18 protein-coding genes are annotated in these 25416 nt (G+C 30.8%); 13 read left to right on the forward strand and 5 right to left on the reverse strand.

The genetic code is table 11. From position 1 onward, the window contains the following. Position 1: 1 nt before the first annotated feature. Positions 2-1318, forward strand: a complete 1317-nt coding sequence (argH, locus tag Ccar_RS23025) for an argininosuccinate lyase (RefSeq protein ID WP_007064118.1) — start codon at positions 2-4, stop codon at positions 1316-1318. Positions 1319-1378: 60 nt separating this feature from the next. On the opposite strand, the gene Ccar_RS23030 is transcribed toward argH, so the two are convergent. Together Ccar_RS23030 and Ccar_RS23035 are read right to left on the reverse strand one after the other, a co-directional pair. Beyond that, positions 1379-1612 (reverse strand): DUF378 domain-containing protein, encoded by a 234-nt coding sequence (locus Ccar_RS23030; protein ID WP_007064119.1) that lies wholly within the window; start codon positions 1610-1612, stop codon positions 1379-1381. A 96-nt stretch (positions 1613-1708) separates the two neighbouring features. Beyond that, positions 1709-2194 (reverse strand): Lrp/AsnC ligand binding domain-containing protein, encoded by a 486-nt coding sequence (locus Ccar_RS23035; RefSeq protein ID WP_007064120.1) that lies wholly within the window; start codon positions 2192-2194, stop codon positions 1709-1711. Positions 2195-2744: 550 nt separating this feature from the next. On the opposite strand from Ccar_RS23035, the gene Ccar_RS23040 reads away from it, so the two are divergent. From Ccar_RS23040 to Ccar_RS23070, 7 genes are all read left to right on the forward strand, one after another. After that, entirely contained in the window at positions 2745-5792 is a 3048-nt protein-coding gene (locus Ccar_RS23040; protein WP_007065125.1) for a tetratricopeptide repeat protein, read from the forward strand. 222 nt (positions 5793-6014) lie between these two features. Further along, positions 6015-6911 (forward strand): glutamate formimidoyltransferase, encoded by an 897-nt coding sequence (gene ftcD, locus Ccar_RS23045; RefSeq protein WP_007065124.1) that lies wholly within the window; start codon positions 6015-6017, stop codon positions 6909-6911. A 17-nt stretch (positions 6912-6928) separates the two neighbouring features. Next, positions 6929-8962, forward strand: a complete 2034-nt coding sequence (locus Ccar_RS23050; RefSeq protein WP_007065123.1) for a urocanate hydratase — start codon at positions 6929-6931, stop codon at positions 8960-8962. Between the two features lie 97 nt (positions 8963-9059). Next, positions 9060-10313 (forward strand): imidazolonepropionase, encoded by a 1254-nt coding sequence (hutI, locus tag Ccar_RS23055; RefSeq protein ID WP_007059232.1) that lies wholly within the window; start codon positions 9060-9062, stop codon positions 10311-10313. Positions 10314-10346: 33 nt separating this feature from the next. Next, a complete protein-coding gene (locus Ccar_RS23060) occupies positions 10347-10985 on the forward strand; it encodes a cyclodeaminase/cyclohydrolase family protein (RefSeq protein ID WP_007059231.1) in 639 nt (212 codons plus the stop codon). A 19-nt stretch (positions 10986-11004) separates the two neighbouring features. After that, on the forward strand, positions 11005-12528 hold the full coding sequence (gene hutH, locus Ccar_RS23065; RefSeq protein WP_007059230.1) for a histidine ammonia-lyase: 1524 nt from the start codon (positions 11005-11007) through the stop codon (positions 12526-12528). A 379-nt stretch (positions 12529-12907) separates the two neighbouring features. After that, the gene (locus Ccar_RS23070; protein ID WP_007059229.1) at positions 12908-14305 is read left to right on the forward strand and encodes an APC family permease; all 1398 of its coding nucleotides are present in this window, start codon (positions 12908-12910) and stop codon (positions 14303-14305) included. Between the two features lie 66 nt (positions 14306-14371). Here the strand turns inward: Ccar_RS23070 and Ccar_RS23075 are convergent, their stop codons facing one another. Further along, positions 14372-14677, reverse strand: coding sequence for a hypothetical protein (locus tag Ccar_RS23075; protein WP_007059228.1), 306 nt, complete (start codon positions 14675-14677; stop codon positions 14372-14374). A 210-nt stretch (positions 14678-14887) separates the two neighbouring features. Between Ccar_RS23075 and Ccar_RS23080 the strand changes: the two genes are divergently transcribed. Beyond that, entirely contained in the window at positions 14888-15262 is a 375-nt protein-coding gene (locus Ccar_RS23080; protein ID WP_007059227.1) for a hypothetical protein, read from the forward strand. 109 nt (positions 15263-15371) lie between these two features. Here the strand turns inward: Ccar_RS23080 and cooS are convergent, their stop codons facing one another. After that, positions 15372-17291: an anaerobic carbon-monoxide dehydrogenase catalytic subunit gene (gene cooS, locus Ccar_RS23085; RefSeq protein WP_007059226.1), complete on the reverse strand. Its 1920-nt coding sequence runs from the start codon at positions 17289-17291 to the stop codon at positions 15372-15374. Positions 17292-18153: 862 nt separating this feature from the next. On the opposite strand from cooS, the gene Ccar_RS23090 reads away from it, so the two are divergent. From Ccar_RS23090 to Ccar_RS23100, 3 genes are all read left to right on the forward strand, one after another. After that, entirely contained in the window at positions 18154-18846 is a 693-nt protein-coding gene (locus tag Ccar_RS23090) for a response regulator transcription factor (protein WP_007059224.1), read from the forward strand. Positions 18847-18850: 4 nt separating this feature from the next. Next, positions 18851-19903, forward strand: coding sequence for a sensor histidine kinase (locus Ccar_RS23095; protein WP_007065120.1), 1053 nt, complete (start codon positions 18851-18853; stop codon positions 19901-19903). Positions 19904-20229: 326 nt separating this feature from the next. Beyond that, entirely contained in the window at positions 20230-21396 is a 1167-nt protein-coding gene (locus Ccar_RS23100) for an alpha/beta hydrolase (RefSeq protein ID WP_034826731.1), read from the forward strand. Between the two features lie 187 nt (positions 21397-21583). Here the strand turns inward: Ccar_RS23100 and Ccar_RS23105 are convergent, their stop codons facing one another. Then, positions 21584-24622 carry a vitamin B12-dependent ribonucleotide reductase gene (locus Ccar_RS23105; protein ID WP_007059221.1) on the reverse strand — a complete coding sequence of 1013 codons (3039 nt, stop codon included), beginning with the start codon at positions 24620-24622 and terminating at the stop codon, positions 21584-21586. Between the two features lie 267 nt (positions 24623-24889). On the opposite strand from Ccar_RS23105, the gene Ccar_RS23110 reads away from it, so the two are divergent. Continuing rightward, positions 24890-25390: a gamma carbonic anhydrase family protein gene (locus Ccar_RS23110; protein ID WP_007059220.1), complete on the forward strand. Its 501-nt coding sequence runs from the start codon at positions 24890-24892 to the stop codon at positions 25388-25390. The last annotated feature ends 26 nt before the right edge of the window (positions 25391-25416 follow it).

Consider the following 25416-nt stretch of genomic DNA (forward strand, 5'->3'; position numbering starts at 1 on the left):
TATGAAACTTTGGGGTGGAAGATTTAAAAAAGCTGAAAACAAGCTTATGGAGGATTTTAACAGTTCTTTAGGGTTTGATAAAACACTTTATTATGAAGACATTCAAGGAAGTAAAGCACATGTTAAAATGCTTGCTAAATGTGGAATTTTAACACAGGAAGAATGCGAAAGCATAACAGGAGGATTAAATTCCATACTTTCAGATATAGAAAATGATGTACTTCATATAGAAGGCGATTATGAAGATATTCACAGTTTTGTAGAGATGAATTTAATAGAAAGAATAGGTCAGGTAGGAAAGAAGCTTCATACTTCAAGAAGTAGAAATGATCAGGTAGCTGTGGATTTAAGACTTTATGCAAAGAAAAAAGCTTTTGAAGTTATAGAAGATATAGATGCACTTAGAGATGTAATAGTAAAAGTTGGGGAAGAAAACAACTTTTTGATGCCAGGTTATACTCATCTTCAAAGAGCACAAGTAGTAACATTCAAACATCATATTATGGCTTATCATAATATGTTATCTAGAGATAAAAAGAGGGTAGAAAATGCCATAGAAATTATGGATGAAAGTCCCCTTGGATGTTGTGCTTTAGCTGGAACTACCTACAATATAGATAGAAGTTTTACAGCTAAAGAATTAGGATTTAAAAAGCCAGTAGATAATTTTTTAGATGGAGTAAGTGATAGGGATTATGTTATAGAGCTTTTATCTTGCTTTTCTATAATGATGATGCACTTAAGCCGTTTAAGTGAAGAATTGATCCTCTGGAGTAGCAAAGAATTTGACTTTATTTTGATAGATGATGAGTTTTCAACAGGAAGCAGTATCATGCCTCAAAAGAAAAACCCAGATGCTGCAGAATTGATAAGAGGCAAAACAGGGAGAGTATACGGATCACTCATGGCACTGCTTACCACTATGAAGGGCATTCCCCTTGCCTATAATAAGGATATGCAGGAAGATAAAGAACAGTTTTTTAACTCCTTAGATACAGTATTAAGCTGTTTAAAGATAATGAGAGGTATGCTCTCCTCAATAAAAATTAAAAAGGAAAATACTTTTAATGCAGTTAAAAAAGGATTTTTAAATGCAACAGAAGCAGCAGATTATCTTGTTAATAAGGGTATGGCATTTAGAGATGCTCATAAGGTAATAGGTGAAATAGTGCTTTATTGCGAAGAAAAAGATAAGGCAATAGAAGATATTTCCTTAGAAGAATTAAAAAATTTTAGTGATTTATTTGAGCATGATGTCTATGAGTTCATAGATTACGAAAACACTTTAAGTAGGGGAATAAAAACAGAATTAAAATAGTATTTAAAAAGATTAAAGTAAAAAAAGTAGATAGAAAATTTTCTATCTACTTTTTTAAAATTATTTAACTTCTCTTCTGTCATGATCCCTATCTCTATCAGGGTCTCTGTCCCTGCCAAATAATGAGAAGGCATATAAGCCGGCTATACCTACAAGAGCATATATAACTCTAGTGAAGGTAGACATAGTGCCAAATAACATAGCTACTAAATCGAATCCGAAAAATCCAATTAACCCCCAGTTTATAGCACCTATAATTACCAATATTAGTGCGATAACATCTAATGTTTTCATGGTTACATCTCCTTTATAATTTTATATAAAATTATTATTTGCATATTTTTAAAAATTATAAGCAAATAAAAAAAACAGGAAAAAATTTTCCCGTTTTTACTGTTCTTTAGTCATAATATCCAATTCTATATTTCTATCTACAGGTTGATATAAAGAAATAAAAGTATTTGTTCTTTGAATTCCATCAACTTTTTGAATTTTATTCATTAGTAAATTTTGAAGGTCTGCTATATTTTTGCAAATTACTTTTATAAATATAGTATATTCTCCAGTAGTATAGTGAAGTTCAACAATTTCTTTTATAAGCTTTAATTGTTCTAGAGTTTCCTTAAAAGTATTAGCTTTATCTAAATATATTCCTATGAAACAGCAGACATCATAGCCAAGTTTTGAGTTATCTATAATCATCTTGGTTCCTTTAATTATGCCCAGATCCTCCATTTTTTTCATCCTAACATGGATAGTTCCTCCGCTTACATGACATTGTCTAGCTATTTCAAGAAATGGAGTTCTAGAATCCTTTATGAGAATATGTAGTATCTGAAGATCTAAGTCGTCTAATCCGTTAACCTTTAAATTCATATGTATCACTCCTTATATTAAATACAATGTTTATTAATTGCAAAAACAAATATTTATTATATGCAAGATAATCAGTATAAATGATATGTTATTAACATTATACCAAAAAAAATATTAAATTAACAATTTCAAACGTTATCATAAAAAAGAATTTATTAATTCATAGATTTAACTTACATTTATTCACAAATAAATTAATAAATAAACAATTTTTAGATGTTTTGTTTATTAATGTTTCAAAAAAACTAATGATATATTATTATATTATTAACAGAACAGTGCTGTAATAATTTATTTAAATATCGCATTAATTTGTGCAAAGTAAATGATAGCATATGATTGGTAAATTAACAAGGATAATTTTAAATTAAGTAAGAAATGATATTAATAATAAAAAATCACTGGCAACACTACATTGATAACAGTGATTTTTATTTATATATAAATATTTAAAAGTATTATTTTAAAGATTTTTTAAAAATTGACAAAAAATTTTGTGATATTTATAATTAACTATGAATATACAAAGTGCAATTTAAGAGGTGATGATATGGATTATATCCATGTAAAACTACTTGGGAATTTTATTGCAACCTTTAATGGAAAAAATATATCATTTCCATATAGTAAAGTCCAAGCTCTATTTTGCTATTTGGTAATAAGGAAACAAGCTACAAGGGATGAGTTGTCAGCACTTTTATGGCCAGATATGGAAGAGAGTATTTCAAGAAAAAATTTAAGAAATGCAATATACAAATTAAAAAAGGTTTTTGGTAAAGAAGAAGTAATAGATTTTTTAAATAAGTCTACAATTCTATTTAATGAAAATACAAAGATAGATACAGATGTAGATGAATTTATCAATAACAAAGATGAAGTAGATGTATATGAAGGTGAATTTTTAAAAGGTTTTATGCCTAAAGATGCTGAAAACTTTCAAAGATGGGTATTTGAAATAAGGGAATATCTTCAAGGAATATATTTAAAAAGACTTAAAGATAAATTGGAATCAGAAGAAATTACTGAAGATTATGATGAAATTGAAAAATATTGCAGATTAATTATAAAAATTGACGAATTTGATGAGGAAGCTTATAGAAAGCTAATCTGCTGTTATAAAAATCAAAGAAAATTTAATAGTGCCATTGAATTATACAATAAACTTTCAGATACGCTAAATAAAGAATTATCTATAGTTCCTGATGCTAAAACAACGGAGGTTTTTAAAGAAGTACTAAATTTAATGGATGTAAGACATAAAGAAGAAAATAATGAAAATTATTTTTATGGAAGAATTAATGAATTAAGACTTATGGAGAATAATTATAAAAATTTTATTAATAGTAAAGACTCAAAATCAATATTAATAAAAGGTGAAATGGGTATAGGTAAAACAAGCCTTAAGGAGAGATTTCTTCAGACTATTGAAAAAGATAAGGAAGTCTATATTTTTGAAACAAATTGCTATCAGTTTGAAAATGAATATGCGCTAAAGCCTTGGAGAAATATAATTTCAAGCTTAGCTTATGTTATAGCTGATAATAAGAATAAAACTTCTGATATTTTAGAAAATATAATAAGGGAACTTGTCCCGGAAGTAAATAATGATTCTAGATATTCAGAAAATGTTAAGTTAGAGGATACTATAGAACTGTTAAAGCACGATGTAGTTGGAAATATATTAACATACATACTGAAAAAAATATGCATTGATAGAAAAATTTTATTAGTATTTGAAGATATACAATGGATGGATTCGGTTAGTATTTCTTTGCTTACAAGTATTATATCTAAATGTGAAGAAAATAATATAATGTTTTTACTTACATTTAGAAATGAATTTAATCATAATGTAGATAGGTTTTTAGTTTCTGCAAAAAAGTATGACAGAATTGAGATTATAGAGCTTAATAGATTTACTACTTCTGAAGTAGAAAATTTTATTAAAAAGGCTCTTCCAAAGTATAGTTTGTCAAAGGAAATTATAAATAAAATATATGCAGAAACTGAAGGAAATGCATTTTTCCTTAAAGAGTACCTTAATATAATAAAGTCAAAAAATAATATAAATATAATGACCTCTAAGATGCAGGATGTTTTAAAAACTAGATTTATAGATATATCTGATGATGAAAGAAAAATAGTTGAAATAGCATCATTATTCCATGATGAAGTATCTATGTTTATATTAAAAGAATTAACACAAAAAGATGAACTTGAAATTATGGATATAATAGAAAAGCTTGAAGGTAGATTTATTTTAAAAGAGTCAATAAATGAGGAGAATATATGCTTTAAATTTACTCATCAAAAGTTAAGAGAATTTCAATATATGAATCTATCTGCAGCAAAAAAGAAAATACTTCATAATAAAATAGGTAAAATACTAGAAAAAACATTGAAGAATAATATAGGAGATATTAATATTTATTATAAATTGATATATCATTTTGAAAATGCGTATAATTATATAGAGGCTCTTAAATATAGAATTAAAAATTTAAATGTTTATCTTAACTTTAGCCATGAGCTTTTTCCTATAATTTATTATAGTAATAAATCCTATAATGAATTATATTTCAATGATAAAGAAACAACTAAAAGTCTTAAGGAAATTGAAAAATCCTTGGATGATTTAAAAATCAAAGAACAAAATTCTAGCGAAGTACTAAAATTAGAAGTAAGTGTGCTTCATATAAAAGGAAGATATTTAATAAGAAAAGGGCAGTATGAAGAAGGAATAAAGAATATTCAAGATATGATAGATAAGGCTAATGAAATTGGGTGTAATGATTATGCTATAGAAGGCTATAAGCAAATGATTTACTATTGTATTCAAACAAATAAAAGTGATGAAATGATAAAGCATATAAATTGTGGGCTTGAACTAGCTGTCAAGTGTAATTATTATGAAGAGGTTGGAATAATATTAAGACTCAAGGCCTTATATAAAAAGATGGTTGGAAAATATGAAGAAGCTCAAATGTTAATGCAGGAATCTATAAATACCTTAAGCGAAACTAAGCATGCTTTTGATAAATATGCTTTAAACATAGCTGCTTGCTATAATTATATGGGAGACATAAGAAAGAGAAAAGAAAATTTTTTAGAAGCATTGGATTACTACAATAAGGCTATTGAAATATGTGAACAAAAAAATGTACTAACTAGTCTTGCTCTATTTTATACTAATGCAGGAGAAACAGCTTTTTATACAAATGATTATAATTTATCAACAAAGTATTTCAAAAAGGCCTTAAATATTTACAAGAAGTTTGATCTTATATGGGGAAAATCCATAGCTGAGGCTTTTATGTCAATAATTTTAATGAAAGATGGAAACTTTGAAGAATCTCTAAAATTTTTAAAAAGTGCAGATATGAATTCGAGGATTCTAAAAAATCCAAAGGAAATAGGTACAGTTTTTAGAGCTAAGGCAGAAGTGCGGTTTTATGTGAAAGATAATATGTATTTTGATCATATATTTAAAGATTATTTGAATGATGATTTTCAAGAATACGCTAAACAAGGTATAATGTATTTAAATGAGGCTATGGATCAACATCAAGTTGATGATTTAAATAGGTTAATTACTTAGGATAATATGAAGCCTTTCTTAATTTTTAGTAACAAAATTAAGAAAGGTTTTATATTATCCGTTTTTATTTAAAAATCTAAAGAATAATAGATAAGAATTTAGCGTCTATAGAAAATATGTTGAATTTAAAAGAAGATTCTAAATAATAATAATTTATAGACGTTTAAGAGATGTGTAAACGTTATAATAAAGTTAAATATAAACAATTAGGGGGAAGTACGTATGAGTAAATTAGTAGAATGTGTGCCTAATTTTAGTGAAGGTAGAGATAAAGAAATAATTGAAAAAATTGTAGATGAAGTTAGAAAAACAGAGGGTGTAAAGCTCTTGGATTATTGTTCAGATAAAGATCACAATAGATCTGTTGTAACTTTTATAGGTGGTCCAGAAGAAACAAAGGAAGCTGCTTTTAAACTTATAAAAAAAGCCTCTGAACTTATAGATATGAGTAAGCATTCAGGAGCACATCCAAGAATGGGTGCTACAGATGTAGTTCCTTTTATTCCTATAAGAGATATAACTACTGAAGAGTGTGTTGAAATTGCAAAAGATTTAGGAAAAAAGGTTGGAGAAGAATTAAATATACCAGTTTATTTATATGAAGATGCTGCTACAGCGCCAGAAAGACGAAATTTAGCAGAGATAAGAAAAGGTCAATATGAAGGTTTCTTTGAAAAAATAAAGAAGCCAGAATGGAAGCCTGATTTTGGTCCATGTGAAATGAATAAAAAAAGCGGAGCTACTGTTATAGGAGCAAGGTTTCCATTAATAGCATACAATGTGAATTTAGGTACAGATAATATAGAAATAGCTAATGCGATAGCTAAGAAAATAAGACATATAAGCGGAGGCTTAAGATATGCTAAAGCTGTTGGAGTAATGTTAACTGAAAGGAATATAGCTCAAGTTTCAATAAACATGGTAAATTATGAAAAGACATCTGTATATACTATTCAAGAAATGGTTAAGATGGAAGCAAAAAGATATGGTGTTCCAGTAGTTGGAGCTGAAGTTATCGGGTTAATTCCAATGAAAGCTTTAATTGATTGTGCAGAATATTATCTTCAAATTGAAAATTTTGATATTAAACAAGTTTTAGAGACAAATTTAAGTGAGTAATGAGGGGAGGAAATAATATGATTAATAATATTAATATTAAAGAAGCTATGACTATAAAATTGGATGATGAATTGCCTGAAATGCCTAAATTTGTTGAAGGCATAAGAAGAGCACCTGATAGGGGATTTCATTTAACTAAATCACAAACTGAGATTGCTTTAAAGAATGCTTTAAGATATATTCCACCTAAATATCATGAACAATTAATACCTGAGTTTTTAGAGGAACTTACTACAAGAGGAAGAATTTATGGATACAGGTTTCGTCCAGAAGGAAGAATTTACGGAAAGCCTATTGATGAATATAAAGGAAAATGTACAGAAGGTAAAGCTTTTCAAGTTATGATAGAAAATAACCTAGATTTTGAAGTAGCTTTATATCCTTATGAACTAGTTACATACGGAGAGACAGGAAGTGTGTGTCAGAACTGGATGCAATATAGACTTATAAAAAAATATTTAGAAGTTATGACTCAGGACCAAACTTTAGTAGTTGAATCTGGTCATCCTCTTGGATTATTTAAATCAAAACCAGATGCACCAAGAGTAATAATAACAAATGCTATGATGGTTGGAATGTTTGATAATCAAAAAGATTGGGAAATAGCAGAGGAAATGGGTGTTGCAAATTATGGACAGATGACTGCAGGAGGATGGATGTATATAGGACCACAGGGTATAGTTCATGGTACTTTTAATACACTTCTTAATGCAGGAAGAATGAAGCTTGGAATACCAAATGATGGAGACTTGAGAGGACATTTATTTATAACTTCAGGTCTTGGAGGAATGAGTGGTGCTCAACCAAAAGCTATAGAAATAGCAAATGGAGTAGGTATAATAGCAGAAGTTGATCAGTCTAGAATAGATACAAGACTTAACCAAGGATGGGTTAAAGAATGTTCTTCTGACTTAGAAAAAATATTTAAAATTGCACATGAATATATGGAGAAAAAAGAACCTATGTCCATTGCTTATCATGGAAATATAGTAGACTTACTAGAATATGTAGTTAAAAATGATATAAAGGTAGAATTATTATCAGATCAAACTTCTTGTCATGCTGTATATGAAGGCGGTTATTGCCCACAGAGAATTACTTTTGAAGAAAGAACAAAACTTCTTGCAGAAGATAGAGAAAAATTTGATAAGTTAGTAGATAAGAGCTTAAAACGTCATTTTGAATTAATAAAAGCTTTAGTAGATAAAGGAACATATTTCTTTGACTATGGTAATTCCTTCATGAAAGCTGTATATGATGCTGGAGTTAAAGAAATATCTAAAAATGGAATAGATGAAAAGGATGGATTTATATTCCCTTCTTATGTAGAGGATATAATGGGACCTCAACTATTTGATTATGGATATGGACCTTTCAGATGGGTTTGTTTAAGTGGAAAAGAAGAAGATTTAATTAAAACAGATAAAGCTGCTATGGAATGTATAGATCCTAATAGAAGATATCAAGATAGAGATAACTACAATTGGATAAAGGATGCAGAAAAAAATAAATTAGTAGTTGGAACTCAAGCAAGAATATTATATCAAGATGCAATTGGAAGAATAAATATAGCACTTAAATTTAATGATATGGTAAGAAAAGGTGAGATAGGACCTGTAATGATGGGAAGAGATCACCATGATGTTAGTGGAACAGATTCTCCTTTTAGAGAAACTTCAAACATTAAAGATGGAAGTAATGTAATGGCAGATATGGCTATCCAATGCTATGCAGGAAATGCAGCTAGAGGAATGAGTTTAGTTGCACTTCATAATGGTGGAGGTGTTGGAATAGGTAAATCTATAAATGGAGGCTTTGGATTAGTATTAGATGGAAGTTATAAAGCAGATGAAATAATTAAATCAGCACTTAGCTGGGATGTTATGAGTGGTGTTTCCAGACGTTCTTGGGCAAGAAATGAACATTCGATTGAAACAGTAATGGAATTCAATAAAACTCATCAAGGCACAGATCATGTAACACTTCCTTATTTGGTTGAAGGAGAAGGTGTAAAGAAGGAAGTGGAGAAATACTTTAGTAAAGTTAAATAAGAATATTGCGAAGCAAAGCTTCGCAATATTTCTAAACTGTAGAAGTTAAATTATAAATTAAAAAATTAAGAGTACAAATTTTACTGGAGGTGGTTGAATGATAATTAAAAATATAAGCTGTCTAGTAACTTGTGCAGGAGATTATCCTAAAAAAAAGGATAAATTAAAAGATGCAGGTGTAATTGAAAATGGATATATAGTTATAGAGGATAAAACTATAGTAGAAGTGGGCAGCGGAGAAGGTTATAAAAAATATTTAAAAGATGATGAAACTGTAATAGATGCATATGGTAAAACTATAACTCCTGGACTTGTAGATAGCCATACTCATGTAGTTTATGCAGGTTCTAGGGAATTTGAATTACCTTTAAAACTTCAAAATGTTCAGTATATAGACATATTAAATGCTGGAGGCGGAATTTTAAGTACTGTAAGCAATACAAGAAAAGCGTCAATAGAAGAACTAGAACAGTATACAAGGAATAGATTGGATTTAATGCTTGCTCATGGTACTACTACAGTGGAAAGTAAGTCAGGTTATGCTTTAGATTTTGAAAATGAAATAAAAATGTTACAGGTGAATGCCAATTTAAATAAAAGGCATCCTATGGATATAGTTTCAACTTATCTTGGAGCTCATGCAGTACCTAAGGAATTTAAAGAAAATAGGGAAGGTTATATAAATCTTATAATTGAAAAGGTAATTCCTTATGTAAAGGAACATAAATTAGCAGACTTTGTTGATTGTTTTTGTGAAAAAGGCGTATTTACAATAGATGAAAGTAGAAAAATTTTAAAAGCTGCTCAAGCAGCAGGGCTTAAAGCTAAAATTCATGTAGATGAAATAGAATCTATAGGAGGAGCAGAACTATCAGGAGAAATTAAAGCAGTATCTGCAGAACATTTAGTAGCAGCTTCAGATCAAGGAATAAAGGCTATGGCAGAAAATAATGTAGTTGCAGTACTCTTACCAACTACATCCTTTTATCTAATGTTGAATAAATTTGCAAGAGCCAGAAAAATGATAGAAGAAGGAGTTGCAGTAGCATTGGCTACAGATTGTAATCCGGGAACATCTCCTACAGAATCATTACAAAGTACAATGACATTTGCATGTTTTGGGCTTAAAATGCTGCCAGAGGAAATAATAAATGCAATGACTATAAATGCAGCTTGTGCAGTTGGTCGTGAAAAAGAAATTGGAAGTATTGAAAAAGGAAAGAAAGCTGATATAGCTATATTCGATGCTAAAAATTTAAATTATTTGATGTATCATTTTGGGGTGAATGCAATAGATACAGTGGTTAAAAATGGAGCTATTGTAGTGCAAGCTGGAAAGATTGTATATTAGTTAATATATTTCTAAAATTGGAGGGAATATAAAATGCTGCAAAATTTAACTGTAAAAGACTTCATAGATGAATTAGCTTCTAAATCTCCAGCTCCAGGTGGAGGAAGTATAGCTGCTCTTTCAGCTTCTTTAGCTAGTTCTCTTGCTAGTATGGTGTTTAATCTTACTGTGGGAAAAAAAGAATATATGGAATATGAAGAAAAATTAAAAAAGGATATTGATGAGTCTTTGGAGAATGTTGGTATATTAAAAGAAGAATTTTTGAAATTTATGGAAAGAGATACAAATGCTTTTTTGTCATTAATGGAAGCATTTAAAATGCCTAAGAATACAGATGAAGAAATTAAGGCTAGAAAACAAAAAATAGCAGAGGGCAACAAAGAATCACTAGAAATTCCGTTAGAAGTAGCAAATAGGGCTTATGGAATTTATGACTATATATATATAGCAGTAAAGTATGGAAACAAAAATGCGTTATCAGATGCTGGTGTTGCAGCTTCATTAACAGAAACTGCAGTAGAAGGTGCTATATTAAATGTAAAAATAAATATTATGGGTTTAAAGGATGAAGCATACAAGAAGGATTTAAGGGATAAATGTAATGTTTTATTAGAAAATAGTAAAAAGAGAAAAGAAGAAATTATGATTATAATAGAAAATAAATTGATTTAAAACTTGGAGGCGTGTAATAATGAAAACTGTTAATTTAAAAGGTGAAGGTCTTACTTTAGAGGACATTATAAATGTTGCGTACAATGATTATAAAGTTTACCTTACAGAAGAAGCCAAAGAAAAAGTTAAAAAATCAAGAGCTATAGTAGATGATATAGTTGATAAAAATAAAATAGTATATGGAATTACAACAGGCTTTGGAAAATTTTCAGATGTAACTATAACAGGAGAACAGTGCAAAACACTTCAAAGAAATTTAATAATATCACATGCATGTGGTGTTGGAGCAAAGTTCTCAAAGGAAATAGTAAGGACAATAATGCTTTTAAGAGCAAATAATTTATCTAAAGGATATTCAGGAATAAGATTAAGTGTACTTGAAACTTTATTAGATATGTTAAATAAAGGGGTACATCCTTCTATACCAGAAAAAGGTTCTTTAGGAGCATCTGGAGATTTAGCACCTCTTGCACACATGGTATTACCTATGCTTGGGGAAGGAGAAGCTGAATTTGAAGGCGAAATTTTATCAGGAAAAGAAGCTATGGAAAAGGCAGGAATACCAACAGTAGAACTTGTAGCTAAAGAAGGTTTGGCACTTATAAATGGAACACAAGTAATGACTGCAGTAGGTTCATTAGCTGTACATAAGGCTATAAATCTTTTGAAACTTAGTGATATTACAGCAGCAATGACTATAGAAGCATTAAGAGGAATAAGAGATGCTTTTGATCCAAGAGCTCATGCGGTAAGACCTCATAAAGGACAAATCCAAACAGCTAAAAATATACTTAATTTAATAGAAGGCAGTACTTTTGCAACTAATCAAGGAGAATTAAGAGTTCAAGATGCTTATGCTTTAAGATGCGTACCACAAGTACATGGTGCAAGTAAGGATGCCATAAACTATGTTAAGGAAAGAGTAGAAATTGAAATAAACTCTGTTACAGATAATCCTATTGTATTTGAAAATGGAGATGTAATATCAGGAGGAAACTTCCATGGACAACCTATGGCCTTAAGTTTTGATTTTCTTGGTATAGCAGCATCTGAAATTGCTAATATATCAGAAAGAAGATTAGAAAGATTAGTAAATTATCAATTAAATGATTTACCACCATTCCTAGTAAAAAATGGAGGACTTAATTCTGGATTTATGATTACACAATATGCAGCAGCAGCTTTAGTATCAGAAAATAAAGTGCTTGCACATCCAGCTAGTGTAGATTCCATTCCTTCATCTGCTAACCAGGAAGACCATGTAAGTATGGGAACTATTGCAGCTAGAAAGGGCTTACAGATTGTAAATAATGTAACTAGAGTAGTTGCAACAGAACTTATGGCTGCTTGTCAGGCTATAGATTTTAGAGATGGACTTAAATTAGGTAAAGGTACTCAGGAAGTATATAAAGCAGTAAGAAATAAGGTAGACTTTATAGCAGAAGACAAAGTTATGTATAAAGAATTAGAAAAATGTGAAGAGCTTTTAACAAGTGGAGAACTTTTAAAAGCAGTAGAAGAAAAGGTAAAGGTAGAAATATAAATAAAAGTATATTAATTAAACAATTATTATTTGTTTTTCATACTGTAATCCTGTGAAATATTCGGGATTCCAGTATGAAATATAAAATGTTAAGTTTATAGTATTATTATCTAGCATATAATTATATATAAAAAATTCAGAAAATTAAGTTTTGCTTGAATAGAATTTAAATTAAGTTTAATTGTATGTAATTAAATTTTTGCTCAAATTATAAAAAGTTAATTTATCTTAAGTTAATTTATATTATTACATTATAACTTTAACAAGGTGCAGTAATGCTGATTATTTGGTATAATAGAGTGGTTGCTTATTAAAAATAAAATGTTTGCTTATTAAAAAATGTATTCATATATTTATTTTTTATAAAAGGAGGAAAAACATGGATAAGGGACAAGGAGTAGGAAACTCGAGTGAGGGCAAATTAAAGAGAGAATTGGGATTAGCTGCTGCTACTGCAATTGTGGTAGGAAATATTATTGGCTCTGGAATTTTTATGGCACCAGCATCTTTGGCAAGAGCATCTAATCCAAAAACAGCTATTTTGGCTTGGACTATTACGGCTATAGGGTCTTTATTAATTGCATTGAGTTTTGGTAATATGGGAGCAGCTATGCCAAAAACAGGAGGTCCTATTGTTTATACTAGAGCAGCTTTTGGAGATTTTGCAGGTTTTTTAATTGCATGGAGTTATTGGATTGCAACTTGGGTTGGAAATGCAACTATTATTACTGCTTTTATGAGTTATTTTGTCTATTTTATACCTCAAGCGAATACACCAATTATTGCATTTTTAGTAACATCGGCAGTTCTTTGGATTTTTACTATAATTAATATTTTAGGTGTAAAGAATGCTGGAATTATTGGTATAGTTAGTACAGTACTTAAAGTATTGGCATTAGTAGTATTTATAGTTGTTGCTGCAATTCATTTTAATCCTAAATTTTTAAATACTGTAGCTAAACCAGAGTTGTCAGGAATGGGAACTTTATCTGGAGCGATAGCAATAGCGTTATGGTCTTTTGTAGGATTAGAAAGTGCAACAGTTCCAGCTGGAGAAATTAAGGATCCAGAAAAAAACATAAGAAAAAGTACTATATATGGTACTTTAATTTCAGCAGTTATTTATATTCTTATTAGTGTTGTTGCTATGGGAGCAATTGATCAAGCGGCACTTGCTAAATCAGATGCTCCACTTGCGGATATTATAAATAGTGTAACAGGTGGTTCTTGGGGCGGTGCTTTTATTGCAATAGGAGCTATTATATCAACGTTAGGAGGAACTTCTGGTTGGATTATGACTACAGCTAGAGGTGCTTTTGCAGCAGGAGAGGATAGATTGTTTCCAAAGGTATTTGCAAAAATTCATCCAAAATATAATACACCAGCTGCAGCGTTAATTATTAGTGGTATATGTGCCAACCTACTATTAGTAATGAACTATGTTGGTACTTTAAGGTCAGCCTTTGATTTTATGATGCTGCTAGCAACTTTAGCATTTTTGCCAGCATATACTTTTACAACTGCAGCAGAGATAGTGCTTTTGACTAAACATTCAAAGGATTTTAATTTTTGGAATTTCTTAAAAAGTTCATTTGTTACACTAATTGCATTAATATACTCTATATATGCAATTTATGGAACAGGAGCAGAGACAGTAATGTATGGATTTTTACTATTGCTCATGGGTATTCCAATTTACGTATATATGATGCTCCAAAACAATAAAGAAGATAAATCTGTAGATAAACTTAGAAAATCAGCAGGTTTAGATATATAAGATATTACCTATCAAATAAAAAATATTGCCCCTTAAAATTTAAAATGGGGGCAATATTTTTATTTTTTATTTACATTCACATTCACATTTACAATTGTCATTTAAAATTACTTTATATATTTGTTCATATCGATAAGTACAAGAACCGTTTTGCTGCATATCAGCACACAATTCTGTTTCAGAATAATAAATATCATCACCTCTAGTTAATATGGCTCTATATTTTTCAGAATCACTTAATTCATATACTTCTAAAAAACCACTTTCACTAGTAATATTTTGAGAACCAATTTTTATTGCTCTATCAAGCATAAGTTCAAGCTTTACCTTTTTATCAAGTATATCTTTCATAAGTTGTTTATAATCAATCATATATTTTACCCCCTATTCCTTTTTATAATATTATATCACGATAATCATTATTTATAAATAGCAAATATTAAAGTTTTGAATATTTTAAAATAATAGTACTGTAAGTGGTTAGATATTGATTTTATAATGTTTAATTAAAAAAGGTATTGATATAAAAGGAAAAGTATATAATAATAGAATTAATAGACAAAAGTAAAGGGGGAAAAATAGATGCCTTTATGGACAAAAGTAGTTTTGCAGGTTTTATTTTTCGTAATAATTTTTGTAGTTGTTTACAATCAGTTAAAAATTCATGTATTATCAAAATTTCATCCAAATAAGTGGATTATTTTGGCCATAGCAATATTAGCATTTTTTGTGCCTAATATAATAGCGAGTTATTATAAATACAATCTATCTGAAAGTGTATGGCAGTACTTACAGTCTGCAGTATTTATAGTTTTTTTCTTATGGTTTATAGATTTGAGGACTGGAGCTATGTACAATAAGGGTAGAAACGGTAATTCCAGAGGAAAAAATACAGTTATAAAGCCTAAAGCAAAACCTAATAGAGTAAACAAAAATAAGACTAATAATGAAAAATAGTTGAAACATTATATAATGGATTGCTGTAAAATGAATTAAATCCTTATATAAAAACAAAAGCCATGCATAAATAGGAAAATAAACTTCCTTACATGCATGGTTTTTTATATTAACTTAAGCCTAACCCTTTTCTTTTATTTATTATATGAGCCTCTATACCATTTGCTACTTCAACAGGATCATCTCCTAGTGCAATTTTTCCACCTGTTACATCTTCTGCTTTTTTAGTTAGAAGCTCTACAAGCTGAGGAGCTCCTGTCATGAAAGGAGTAGGAGATAGATGAGTATAAGCACCATAGGCTAATGCAAAAATTCCATCTATAGTTGCTTTTTGTTCCATCCATTCTGGAGCAGTAACAGCTATTGGAAGATCAGATACATCAACATCCAAATGATCTGCTAGAGCAGTAACAAGCATAGATATTCTTCCTGTATCAGTGCAAGTTCCAAAGCTTAACACTGGAGGAATTTTCAACATATTACATACTTCTTTTAGCCCTTCACCAGCCATATTATTAGCTGCCTCTACAGTACAAAGTCCTGCAACCTCAAGAGCATGATTTCCACATCCTGCGCTGACAACTAATATATCTTTTTTTATAAGTTCTTTTGTAAGATTTATTGTCATGGAATCTTGAGGACCATTTCTTAGTGTGGAGCAGTTTGCAAGAGCTACAACTCCCTTAATTTTTCCAGCGGATATTACATCTACTAATGGATCAAGTTTATTACCAAGAGCCCCTAAAACAGCTTCAGTGGAGAAACCAGCTACAGCTTTTTGAATTTTTTTAGGAACCATTGGCTGAATTTTTCTTTCTTTTCTCTTTTTGAAATTTTCTATAGCAAGTTCAATTAATCTATCAGCCATAGTATTTACTTTAGAAGGATCATAAGGGATTTTTTCATCAAGACCTGGTAAATCAATTATGGTACTTACAGATACTAAAGTTATTTGATACTTTTCAGCATACATATCTATAGCTGGTGGTGAGCAATTTTCTTCCATTGCAAATACATCCACAGTACCAGTAGCTAATAATGGTTCTATAGTAAGCCAGTTTCCCATATGACCTACGAATACATCATCTATTTCAAATCTTTGCAGTAGTTCCTGACCTGTTTCTATGGAACCTACTATTCTAAGACCTTTAGCACCAGCAGCTTTTGCTTTTTCTTGAATTTCCTGCGTTCTTGATTTTAATATGGTGGCAACTCCAGGCCAAGGTTGATGACCATTAAATACTATATTTACGTATTCTGGATCCATGATTCCTAAATCCATATTAACTTCATGTGGTGTTGGTGTTCCAAACAGTATATCCTGCACCATTTCTAGACCTATCTGAGAGTTATATATAGTTGCTATACCGAGTCTAAGAGCTTTCATAGCCAAGGAAACGTGGCTTCCATCCACATTTGTAAGACAACTAGCTACACAATTTTGTTCCTCGTGAACTGTTCCACCAGGATATATATCTAACTTTCTCCATAATTCTTTTCTCTTTTTTGGGGCAAAAGCTTCAATCATAATATTCTTATCTTCTACACCAATTCTTTGTTGATCTTCAAGTAGAACAGCTAATTCTATGGCCATATCATTAACTTCCTGACTTGTATCTATACCTACTTTTTCACACATCCATTTAAGTTTATTTACATCTGTAATTTTAAATGGAGTTTTTCCTTCGGCTGTAGCTTTTAATGTCCTAAAAGCTTCATAAGCATGATGACTATATGTACCTGCTCCCATTATGTTTTTTAGAAGAAAGTTTCTCATTGCCATGGCATCAGGACCTATTCCACATACACCTTTGGTTTGACCTGTTTTTTCACTTATTCTACATGGACCATTTGAACATAATTGACAGCTTAGACCTTCAAGGCAAAATTTGCACCTAATTTTGTCTTGAAGAGCATATCTATCAAATGCATTAGACATTCCATCTTCTCTAATTCTTTTAAGCATTTCTTCTACAGAATCATGATAACTTACTCTACCTTTTGATTTTTCTAATATAGTTTCACTCATAGATTATTCACTCCTTTTACTATTATGACTAGTGCTAATAGTAAATTTTCCTATAATCAATTTAATTATACATTTCTAATTTTCCATAATTAAGATTATCTAGGTATGTGTGAACAAAAATTTAATATAAGTATATTAGGATACAATAATATCATGTTTATTGTGAAAAACTTAAAATCTGCATAAAAAGAAAAAAATAATGTCGAAATATAATGTTTTTTATAAAAATATATTGACTAATTATATTTTAAGTGTTATTATCTTATTTGTAATTGAGTCGAAAATTATCAATAAACATGTTATCGTGGACAATTAAGTTTTATTGATGTGAAAGACTTATTATTAAATAATATCCCCTATTAAGCCACATGTTCCCCCATGTAGGCTTTTTTCTTTTTGCTAAGAATTAAAATTTTTCATCAAAGAACATGATGATAGATATTGAAATTAAATTAGAAGCAGGTAATGTTATAATGATTAAAAGAAGTTTTTTGTCATCAAATTTATCTACGGTTATGCCATCATTTGATTTATTTAACGGTTTTAATGAGAAAAATTATATTCGTAAATCAATTGAAACCATTATAACAAGAGCAAATAATCGTAATGAGATTTCACTTTCGTTAAATACTATTTCTGAAAAAGCTTTAAATTTGCCCTCCTTGCTAATTATAAATGATATAATATTGTATGGAAGCTTACGGAAGAGAGTACTGAGGATATTATTAATAATATTTTGCTTCCTATGTAAAGAGCATAGTATGTGGATTTTCTGTCTGAATGCCAATTATAGGAAGACTACTTATTACTTGGGTTCATAATTTGAAGAGAAAGCTTATTGAAGCAGCTCGGAGGTGCAAAAATGCAAAAAAAGATATTAGTTGTAGATGACGATAAAGATATAGTAAAACTCATAACAAAGAGTTTAAGTTATGAGGGATTTGAAACGATTCCAGCATATTCTGGAGAAGAAGCCTTATGTGCATTGGAAGAAAATCATATTGATTTCATCATTCTTGATATAATGATGCCTGGTATGGATGGTCTTGATGTATGCCGAAGTATCAGAAAATCTTATAATACTCCAATTTTGTTATTAAGCGCCCGAGATAAGGATATTGATAAAATCGTTGGGCTCGAAATAGGGGCAGATGATTACATGACAAAGCCCTTTAGCATTCAGGAGCTTACTTCCAGGATAAGGGCCAATTTCAGAAAAGTTGACAGGCTGTTTAAAGAGTGGAATGAACTTAGCCCCAATAGAGAAACGACTGATTCTCCTCTCATCTTGAATGATAAGACCTTTGAAGCATTTTTAAATAACAGAAAGCTTAACTTATCAACAAAGGAATTTCAAATATTGTCCATGCTCATGCATAACCCCAATACTGTATTGACTCGTGAGCAGATATATGAATATGTCTGGGGAGATGAATACGGAGAATTAAATACCGTAACGGTTCATATAAAAAATATTCGTAAGAAACTTGGCCCTGAATATGACTTTATTAAAACAATTTGGGGTATCGGATATAAGTACAAGGAAAGAGAGTAATAATATGAAACTGAAAATAAAGCTGCCTTTACTGTTCATGGTGATGTTTATAGTTTTTATGTTTTTAATTGGAATCTATTTAAAGTTTATCTTTGCAGTATATTCACCTATATCCAGTTCATTACTGAACCCTTCATATATAGGATTACTCTTTCCTATAGTTGTTATTGCCTGTTTCATTTTTATTATTTTGATTATGTATATTTACTTTTGTATAGAAAAACCAATCAGGTTGCTTAATGCTAGGCTGGAAAAAGTAAATATTGTGCATCCATTGCCACCACTTGCTCTAATTAGTAATGATGAGATTGGAGAACTTTACAATCACTTCAATAAAATGGAAAAGGGGCTTCAACTAGCGCACAAAGAGCAAACGGATATGATTGCTGCCATTGCTCACGATTTAAAAACACCATTAACATCTATTAATGGTTTTGCTGAACTGCTAGCTATGCAAAAGGGTCTACCAGAAAATGAAAAACAGGAATATTATGAGTTGATTCAAAAAAAGTCAAAATATATGGCTGAACTTATAAATGACTTTGTAAGCTTTACAAAAGAGAAACTAGATTTAGGATCCATGACCGTGAAACTCGTTAATGCATCAAAATTATTTGAAAACATTGCCCTAGAATATGAATATGAGCTATCAGGACTTGACTGTGAGCTTGTTTACAAACATTTATTCACAGAAGATATGATGCTTATGGTCAATGAAATTATGATAGGTCGGGTCTTTGGTAATCTCTTCAGTAATGTTGTAAGATATGGAGGAAAAAATGAGTTAAAAGTGTATATGACTGGATACTCACAAGGGCCTTATGCCTATTTTGAAATTGAGGATAATGGGACTGGAGTACCGGATAAGGATATCTCTTCACTATTTCTTAAATTTTTCACTGTGGATAAATCCCGGCAAATTGAAAATGGCGGGATAGGGCTTGGACTTGCAAGCTGTAAATCAATTATTGAACATCATGGTGGAGAAATCTGTGCATATCGTTCTGAGTATGGAGGCCTGGGTATAAAGTTCAGCCTTCCACTTGCAAAACAATAATTTTATTTTTTTACAATAAATTAAAGGTCACTGCTGGTTGAAAGTACAGAACCAGGCAGTGGTCTTTTTGCTTTTTAGCACTTTATAATTTTTTATATTTTCTTTATAAAGATTTATTTTAATTTTAGAGAAGCTTTATTTTTATATCGTAAGATTTACTTATAGCTTAAACACTACAAGTAAATTCATAGGAGGAAGTAATATGGTATAAAATCAAGTTTATGGAATCCACATAGATAGGTGCTACCATTTCAAATAATATACTTTTGTGCTCAATCAGAGTAGTGTGGGAGTAATCAATGGAATTAAAAAAGGAGGATACTGTAATGTCAATTGAATTCAGCCGTTGGCCAAACAACTATATGATGTCATATCAAGTAACTAAAGCTCTAGGTATGGCAAGTCTTGGTGCTACTGATGTCACCGAAATTTATGAAGCATGCAAAAAAATAGATCCAAACGATAAGGAAACATGGCATAGAGAATGGCTTATAACAGCAGAAGCCTTGGAAAGGCATGGCAAGGAGGCAGACGCTGTTGGAAACTGGTATACAGCACGTAACTGTTACATTCGTGCTTTGAATTACTACCGAATAGCTGAATATGCTGTGATGGATAATGACACCGAGAAAATCCGTATATTTAGGAAGGTAAATGAACTCTTCGAAGCTGCAGGAAAGTACTTCGATGTAAAACCAGAGAAAATCCAAGTAGATTATGAGGATGTTAAGTTGGATGGGTACTTTTTCTCACCTTCTTGGATAAAAGGTCCGAAGCCCACAATTTTGGCTCTCAATGGTGGTGATGAGTGGTCAGTTGAGAACTACTTTTGGTTAGGACCAGCATTTATTTCCTGTGGATATAACTTTATGGTCTATGATCAGCCAGGAACCGGTCTCTCAATGTACGAAAAGGGAAAGGGCAGACGAGCTGATAGCGAGGCTTTTCATTCAAGAGCAATCGACTTTCTTCTAACTAGACCGGAAGTGGATCCTAGCAAGATTATTGTCCATGGTGAGAGCTTTGCGGCATACGACTCACTTAGATTTGCTTCCTTTGACCATAGGATTGCTGCCGTCATCTCTGACGGAGGTACTCATGCATTCGACTGGGAAGCAATGCTAAAATGGATGCCGACAAGTTTGGCTGCTCACGGCATGAGAATCCTGGGTGCAAAAAGCTTGGATGACTTTGCAGGAAATCCGCGTTTTGCCTACAATCTCGAAGGCGTGCTTCACCAGATAGAATGCCCTCTTCTTGTGATGCATGGTGCAGAAGAGATATTAGTTCAGCCTAATCCATTAACACAAGCTCTTAAAAATTATGAGCAGGCTGGTTCGAAAAATAAGACGTTCTTCGCCATAGAGGATAGAAGACTTGGCGGATTAGAACACTGCCAGGTAGACAACATCAACGTGCTGCATGAGGTAGTACTGAATTGGCTTTGTTCCATTGGTCTTGGCCCTTCTGCGCCTAGACCAAGTGATTGCTAGGACATTTTTAAGTTAATTAGGTCGTAGGTTACTTCGCCCAAAGAATCAAAGATTCTATTGAGCTTTATAAAAAAGTAGCTTCCACTATCTAAAATAAGCTTTAAATACTCGTTTCTAAGTATCTAAAGCTTATTTTTATTTGAATATTAATGAATTTTTGTAAGTACTTATAAAAATATTTTATTTATTAGCTGCAGCCGGTAGTAGATCCACAATCTAGACAAACCATACAAGTACCATTCCTGACCATTCTGGTACCAGAGCAATTTGGGCAAGTGACATTGTAGAGTCTTTCACCATCGACTTTTTTTATTTTAATTTTGTTTTCTGGAATGTTAGATGAAGATACAGCAGTTTCAGTATTTATATTTAAAGTATTTTCATCATAATTTTCAGGCTTAATCTGACATCTTGAAAAATCTCCAAGTTCAATATCTATAACCTTACTTATTAAATCAGATATTGAAGATACGTGCTTTATATAAGGATGTTTTTGTACAAAACCATAAGGCTCGTATTTTTGACCTCTTAACATTCTTGCTATGTCCTGAGGTGGTACATGATATTGAAGCATTACAGAAACAGCTTTAGATAATGAATTTAAAAGTCCTGTTATTATAGTACCTTCTCTATCTGTAGTTATATATATTTCTGATATCTCACCATTTTCACGTCTGTTAACAGTAGTGTATATTTTAACGTCATCAATTTGAGCAGGGTGAGTAGTACCACGTCTTATGCCTATAGGTTTATCTCGTTTTGAAGGCTTTATTCCTTTTTGTAAATCTTTAGCTTTTTGAAGGAGCTGTTTATAAGTTAAATCTTCAAGCTTTAAATCCACATTATCTGTAAGTGTAGTGTTTAAAGGTTGAGCAGCCTTGGAAGAATCTCTATAAAGAGCTATTCCTTTTACTCCTAATTTCCAAGAGGATAACACTATATTTTTAAAATCATCTATAGTAGCAGTTTTAGGTAAATTTACAGTTTTAGATATTGCCCCAGATATAAGTGGAGTTATTGCAGCCACCATAAGTACGTGTCCCATAGGAAGTATATATCTTTCTCCACTTCCACATCTATTAGAAGTATCAAAAATAGGCAAATGTTCTTCTTTTAAGTGTGGTGCACCTTCAATCTTGCCATCTAAAACTTTTTCATATGTAAATCCATTTTCTGTTACTGTTTCTTTTTCAAGTACATAGTCTAAAATATCCTCTACTTCGTCATTTGAGTATCCAAGATTTTTTAAAGCTACAGTTATAACAGGATTTATTATGGTTAAAAAGCCACCACCAGAAAGCTTTTTGTATACTATATGGCTAAAAAATGGTTCAATTGATGTAGCACCACAGTCCATAGCAAATGATATAGTCCCAGTAGGAGCTATTACTGAAACTTGTGCATTTCTATATCCATATTCTTCACCATAGCTTAAAGCTTTACCCCAACAATCTTTAAGGCATAAGCTTATGTATTTTAAACCTTCTTTATTTAAAATATTATGATCTACTTTTATTGGAGTATAATTTAAGCCTTCAAAATCATTACCATATTTAGTTTTACTATTTTTAATAACATCATCAGGATCAACTCCTGCAGTTCTTACATGATTTCTAATAACTCTCATCATATAAGATTTATTTATTTCAAACTTCTTAAAGGCACCAATTTCTTTAGAAATCAAAGATGATATATAATATGAATAACCTGTAAGTATTCCTATTAGTGAGGATGCTAGATTTCTAGCTCCATCAGAATCATAAGCATATCCCATAACCATAAAAAGTGATGCTGCATTAGATATGCCAAGTCCAGTAGGTCTAAACAAGTAACTCTTTCTTGCAATATCTTCTGTTGGATACTGGCCCCAGTGTATAGAAGATTCAAGAATTAATTGAACTAGACCTATCACATGCAGATATCCATCTATATCAAATTTATGTGTAGTATTGTTATAAAATCTATATATATTTATAGAAGCCAAATTACAAGAAGAATCGTCTAAAAAGGCATATTCACCACATGGATTTGTTGAATTAATTCTATTGTAGGGAGCATTTAAAGCACCATCTTCTCCAGCAGGACAAGTATGCCAAGCGTTAAAGGTGTCACTAAATTGAGGAGCAGGATCAGCACATTGCCAAGAGGAAGAATTGAAAGCTTCCCAAATATCAGATACACCAATAGTTTTATCTAGTTTTAAATCAACTCTACCTTTAAGTTCTATGGTTTCATCAGGGTTATTGTTTAAATTGTCAACTTTATTCATAAAGTAATCTGAAAATCTAACAGAGTTATTGCTATTTTGGCCAGAAACTGTTTCATAAGCTTCACCATCAATATCCATATCATAGCCCATTTTACCAAGAGCTCTTACTTTATTCTCTTCTTTAGCTTTCCAGGTCATGAAATCCATAATTTCAGGATGATCAACATCTAAACATACCATTTTGGCAGCTCTTCTTGTAGTACCACCAGACTTTATGGCGCCAGCATTTCTATCTAAGCCCTTTAAAAAGCTCATTAAGCCAGATGAAAAACCACCACCAGAAAGTTTTTCACCTTTCGCTCTTATAGAGGAAAAGTTAGTACCTGTTCCAGATCCTCCTTTAAAAAGTTTTGTTTCTGTAACATATTGGTCTGATATAGAGTGAGGACCTAAAAGCTTATCTTCTATAGATAATATAAAACAAGCAGAAGCTTGAGTTCTGGTGTAGTTATCACAGGAATCAACTACCTTTTTTTGATTTTCGTCAAAATAATAAAGGCCTTGTTTACTGCCTTTTATATCATATGATTGAGCAAGACCTGTATTAAACCATTGTGGTGAATTAGGTGCATACATTTGATTTAATAAGGCATATACGCTTTCATCATAAAATATAGAAGCTTCTTTTTCTGTTTTTATAATACCTTCATCCTTTAAAGCTTCACACCAAAAATTAACCATCCTATGAGCTATGGCTTTCATACTATTTTCATAGCCATTTTCATTAGGAACACCTGCTCTTCTAAAATATTTAGAGGCTATAATATCACAAGCTGTTTGTGAATATTGCTCAGGAAATTCTAAATCCTTCATATCAACTAGTACTTTTCCACTTTTATGATCCTTTAGAAAAACATCTGTTTTCTTCCAGGTAAATAAGTCATAGACCGTCTTGTCAGAATTATTTTCTAATTCCTTTGTATAATATCTTTTAAATAAATCAGTTAGGGATTTCAAAATAAGTTTCCTCCTTGTATTATAATAACTATACTATATATAGTATAGTTATTGTAATGTGATACTATATGTAGTATATTTATTATAAAGTATATTTATGCTAAATTCAACAATAAATATTGTTAATAAACATTGATTATTTATAGTAAAAGTGTCTAATTTTAATATGTTTTCGCAGAACGTAGATAAATAGATAAAAGTGAATTTAGACAATACAATTTTTATTTGTTATAATATTATAAAAAATTTTTTCAAAGAGGTGTTAAAGTGATAATTAATTATAAAGATATAAAACCTGTAATAGACAAAAGTGTTTTTGTAGCACATAGTGCAGATGTTATAGGAAGGGTTACTTTGCTAGAAGATGTTGGGATTTGGTATGGTACTGTACTTAGGGGGGATTGCAACTCTATACATATAGGAAAAGGCAGCAATATTCAAGATAACTGTACTGTTCATGTAGGAAATAATAGTTCTGTGGAAATAGGTGAATATGTAACTGTTGGACATAATGCTGTTATACATGGATGCAAAATTGGCAGTAATTGCTTAATTGGTATGGGATCAATTATTTTAAATGATGCAGAAATAGGGGATGAAACTATTATAGGTGCAGGAAGTTTAGTCACCGAAAGAAAAAAAATACCTTCAGGAGTTTTATGTATGGGAGCACCTGCAAGAGTTATACGTGAACTTACAGAAGATGAAAAAGAAAAAGTTAGAAATTCAGCTTTTTATTATATTGAAGAAGCTAATAATCATAAGTAATAGAGTATAGGTTTTAAAGCTATGCT

This window comes from Clostridium carboxidivorans P7 (genome assembly GCF_001038625.1).
Lineage (GTDB): Bacteria > Bacillota > Clostridia > Clostridiales > Clostridiaceae > Clostridium_AM > Clostridium_AM carboxidivorans.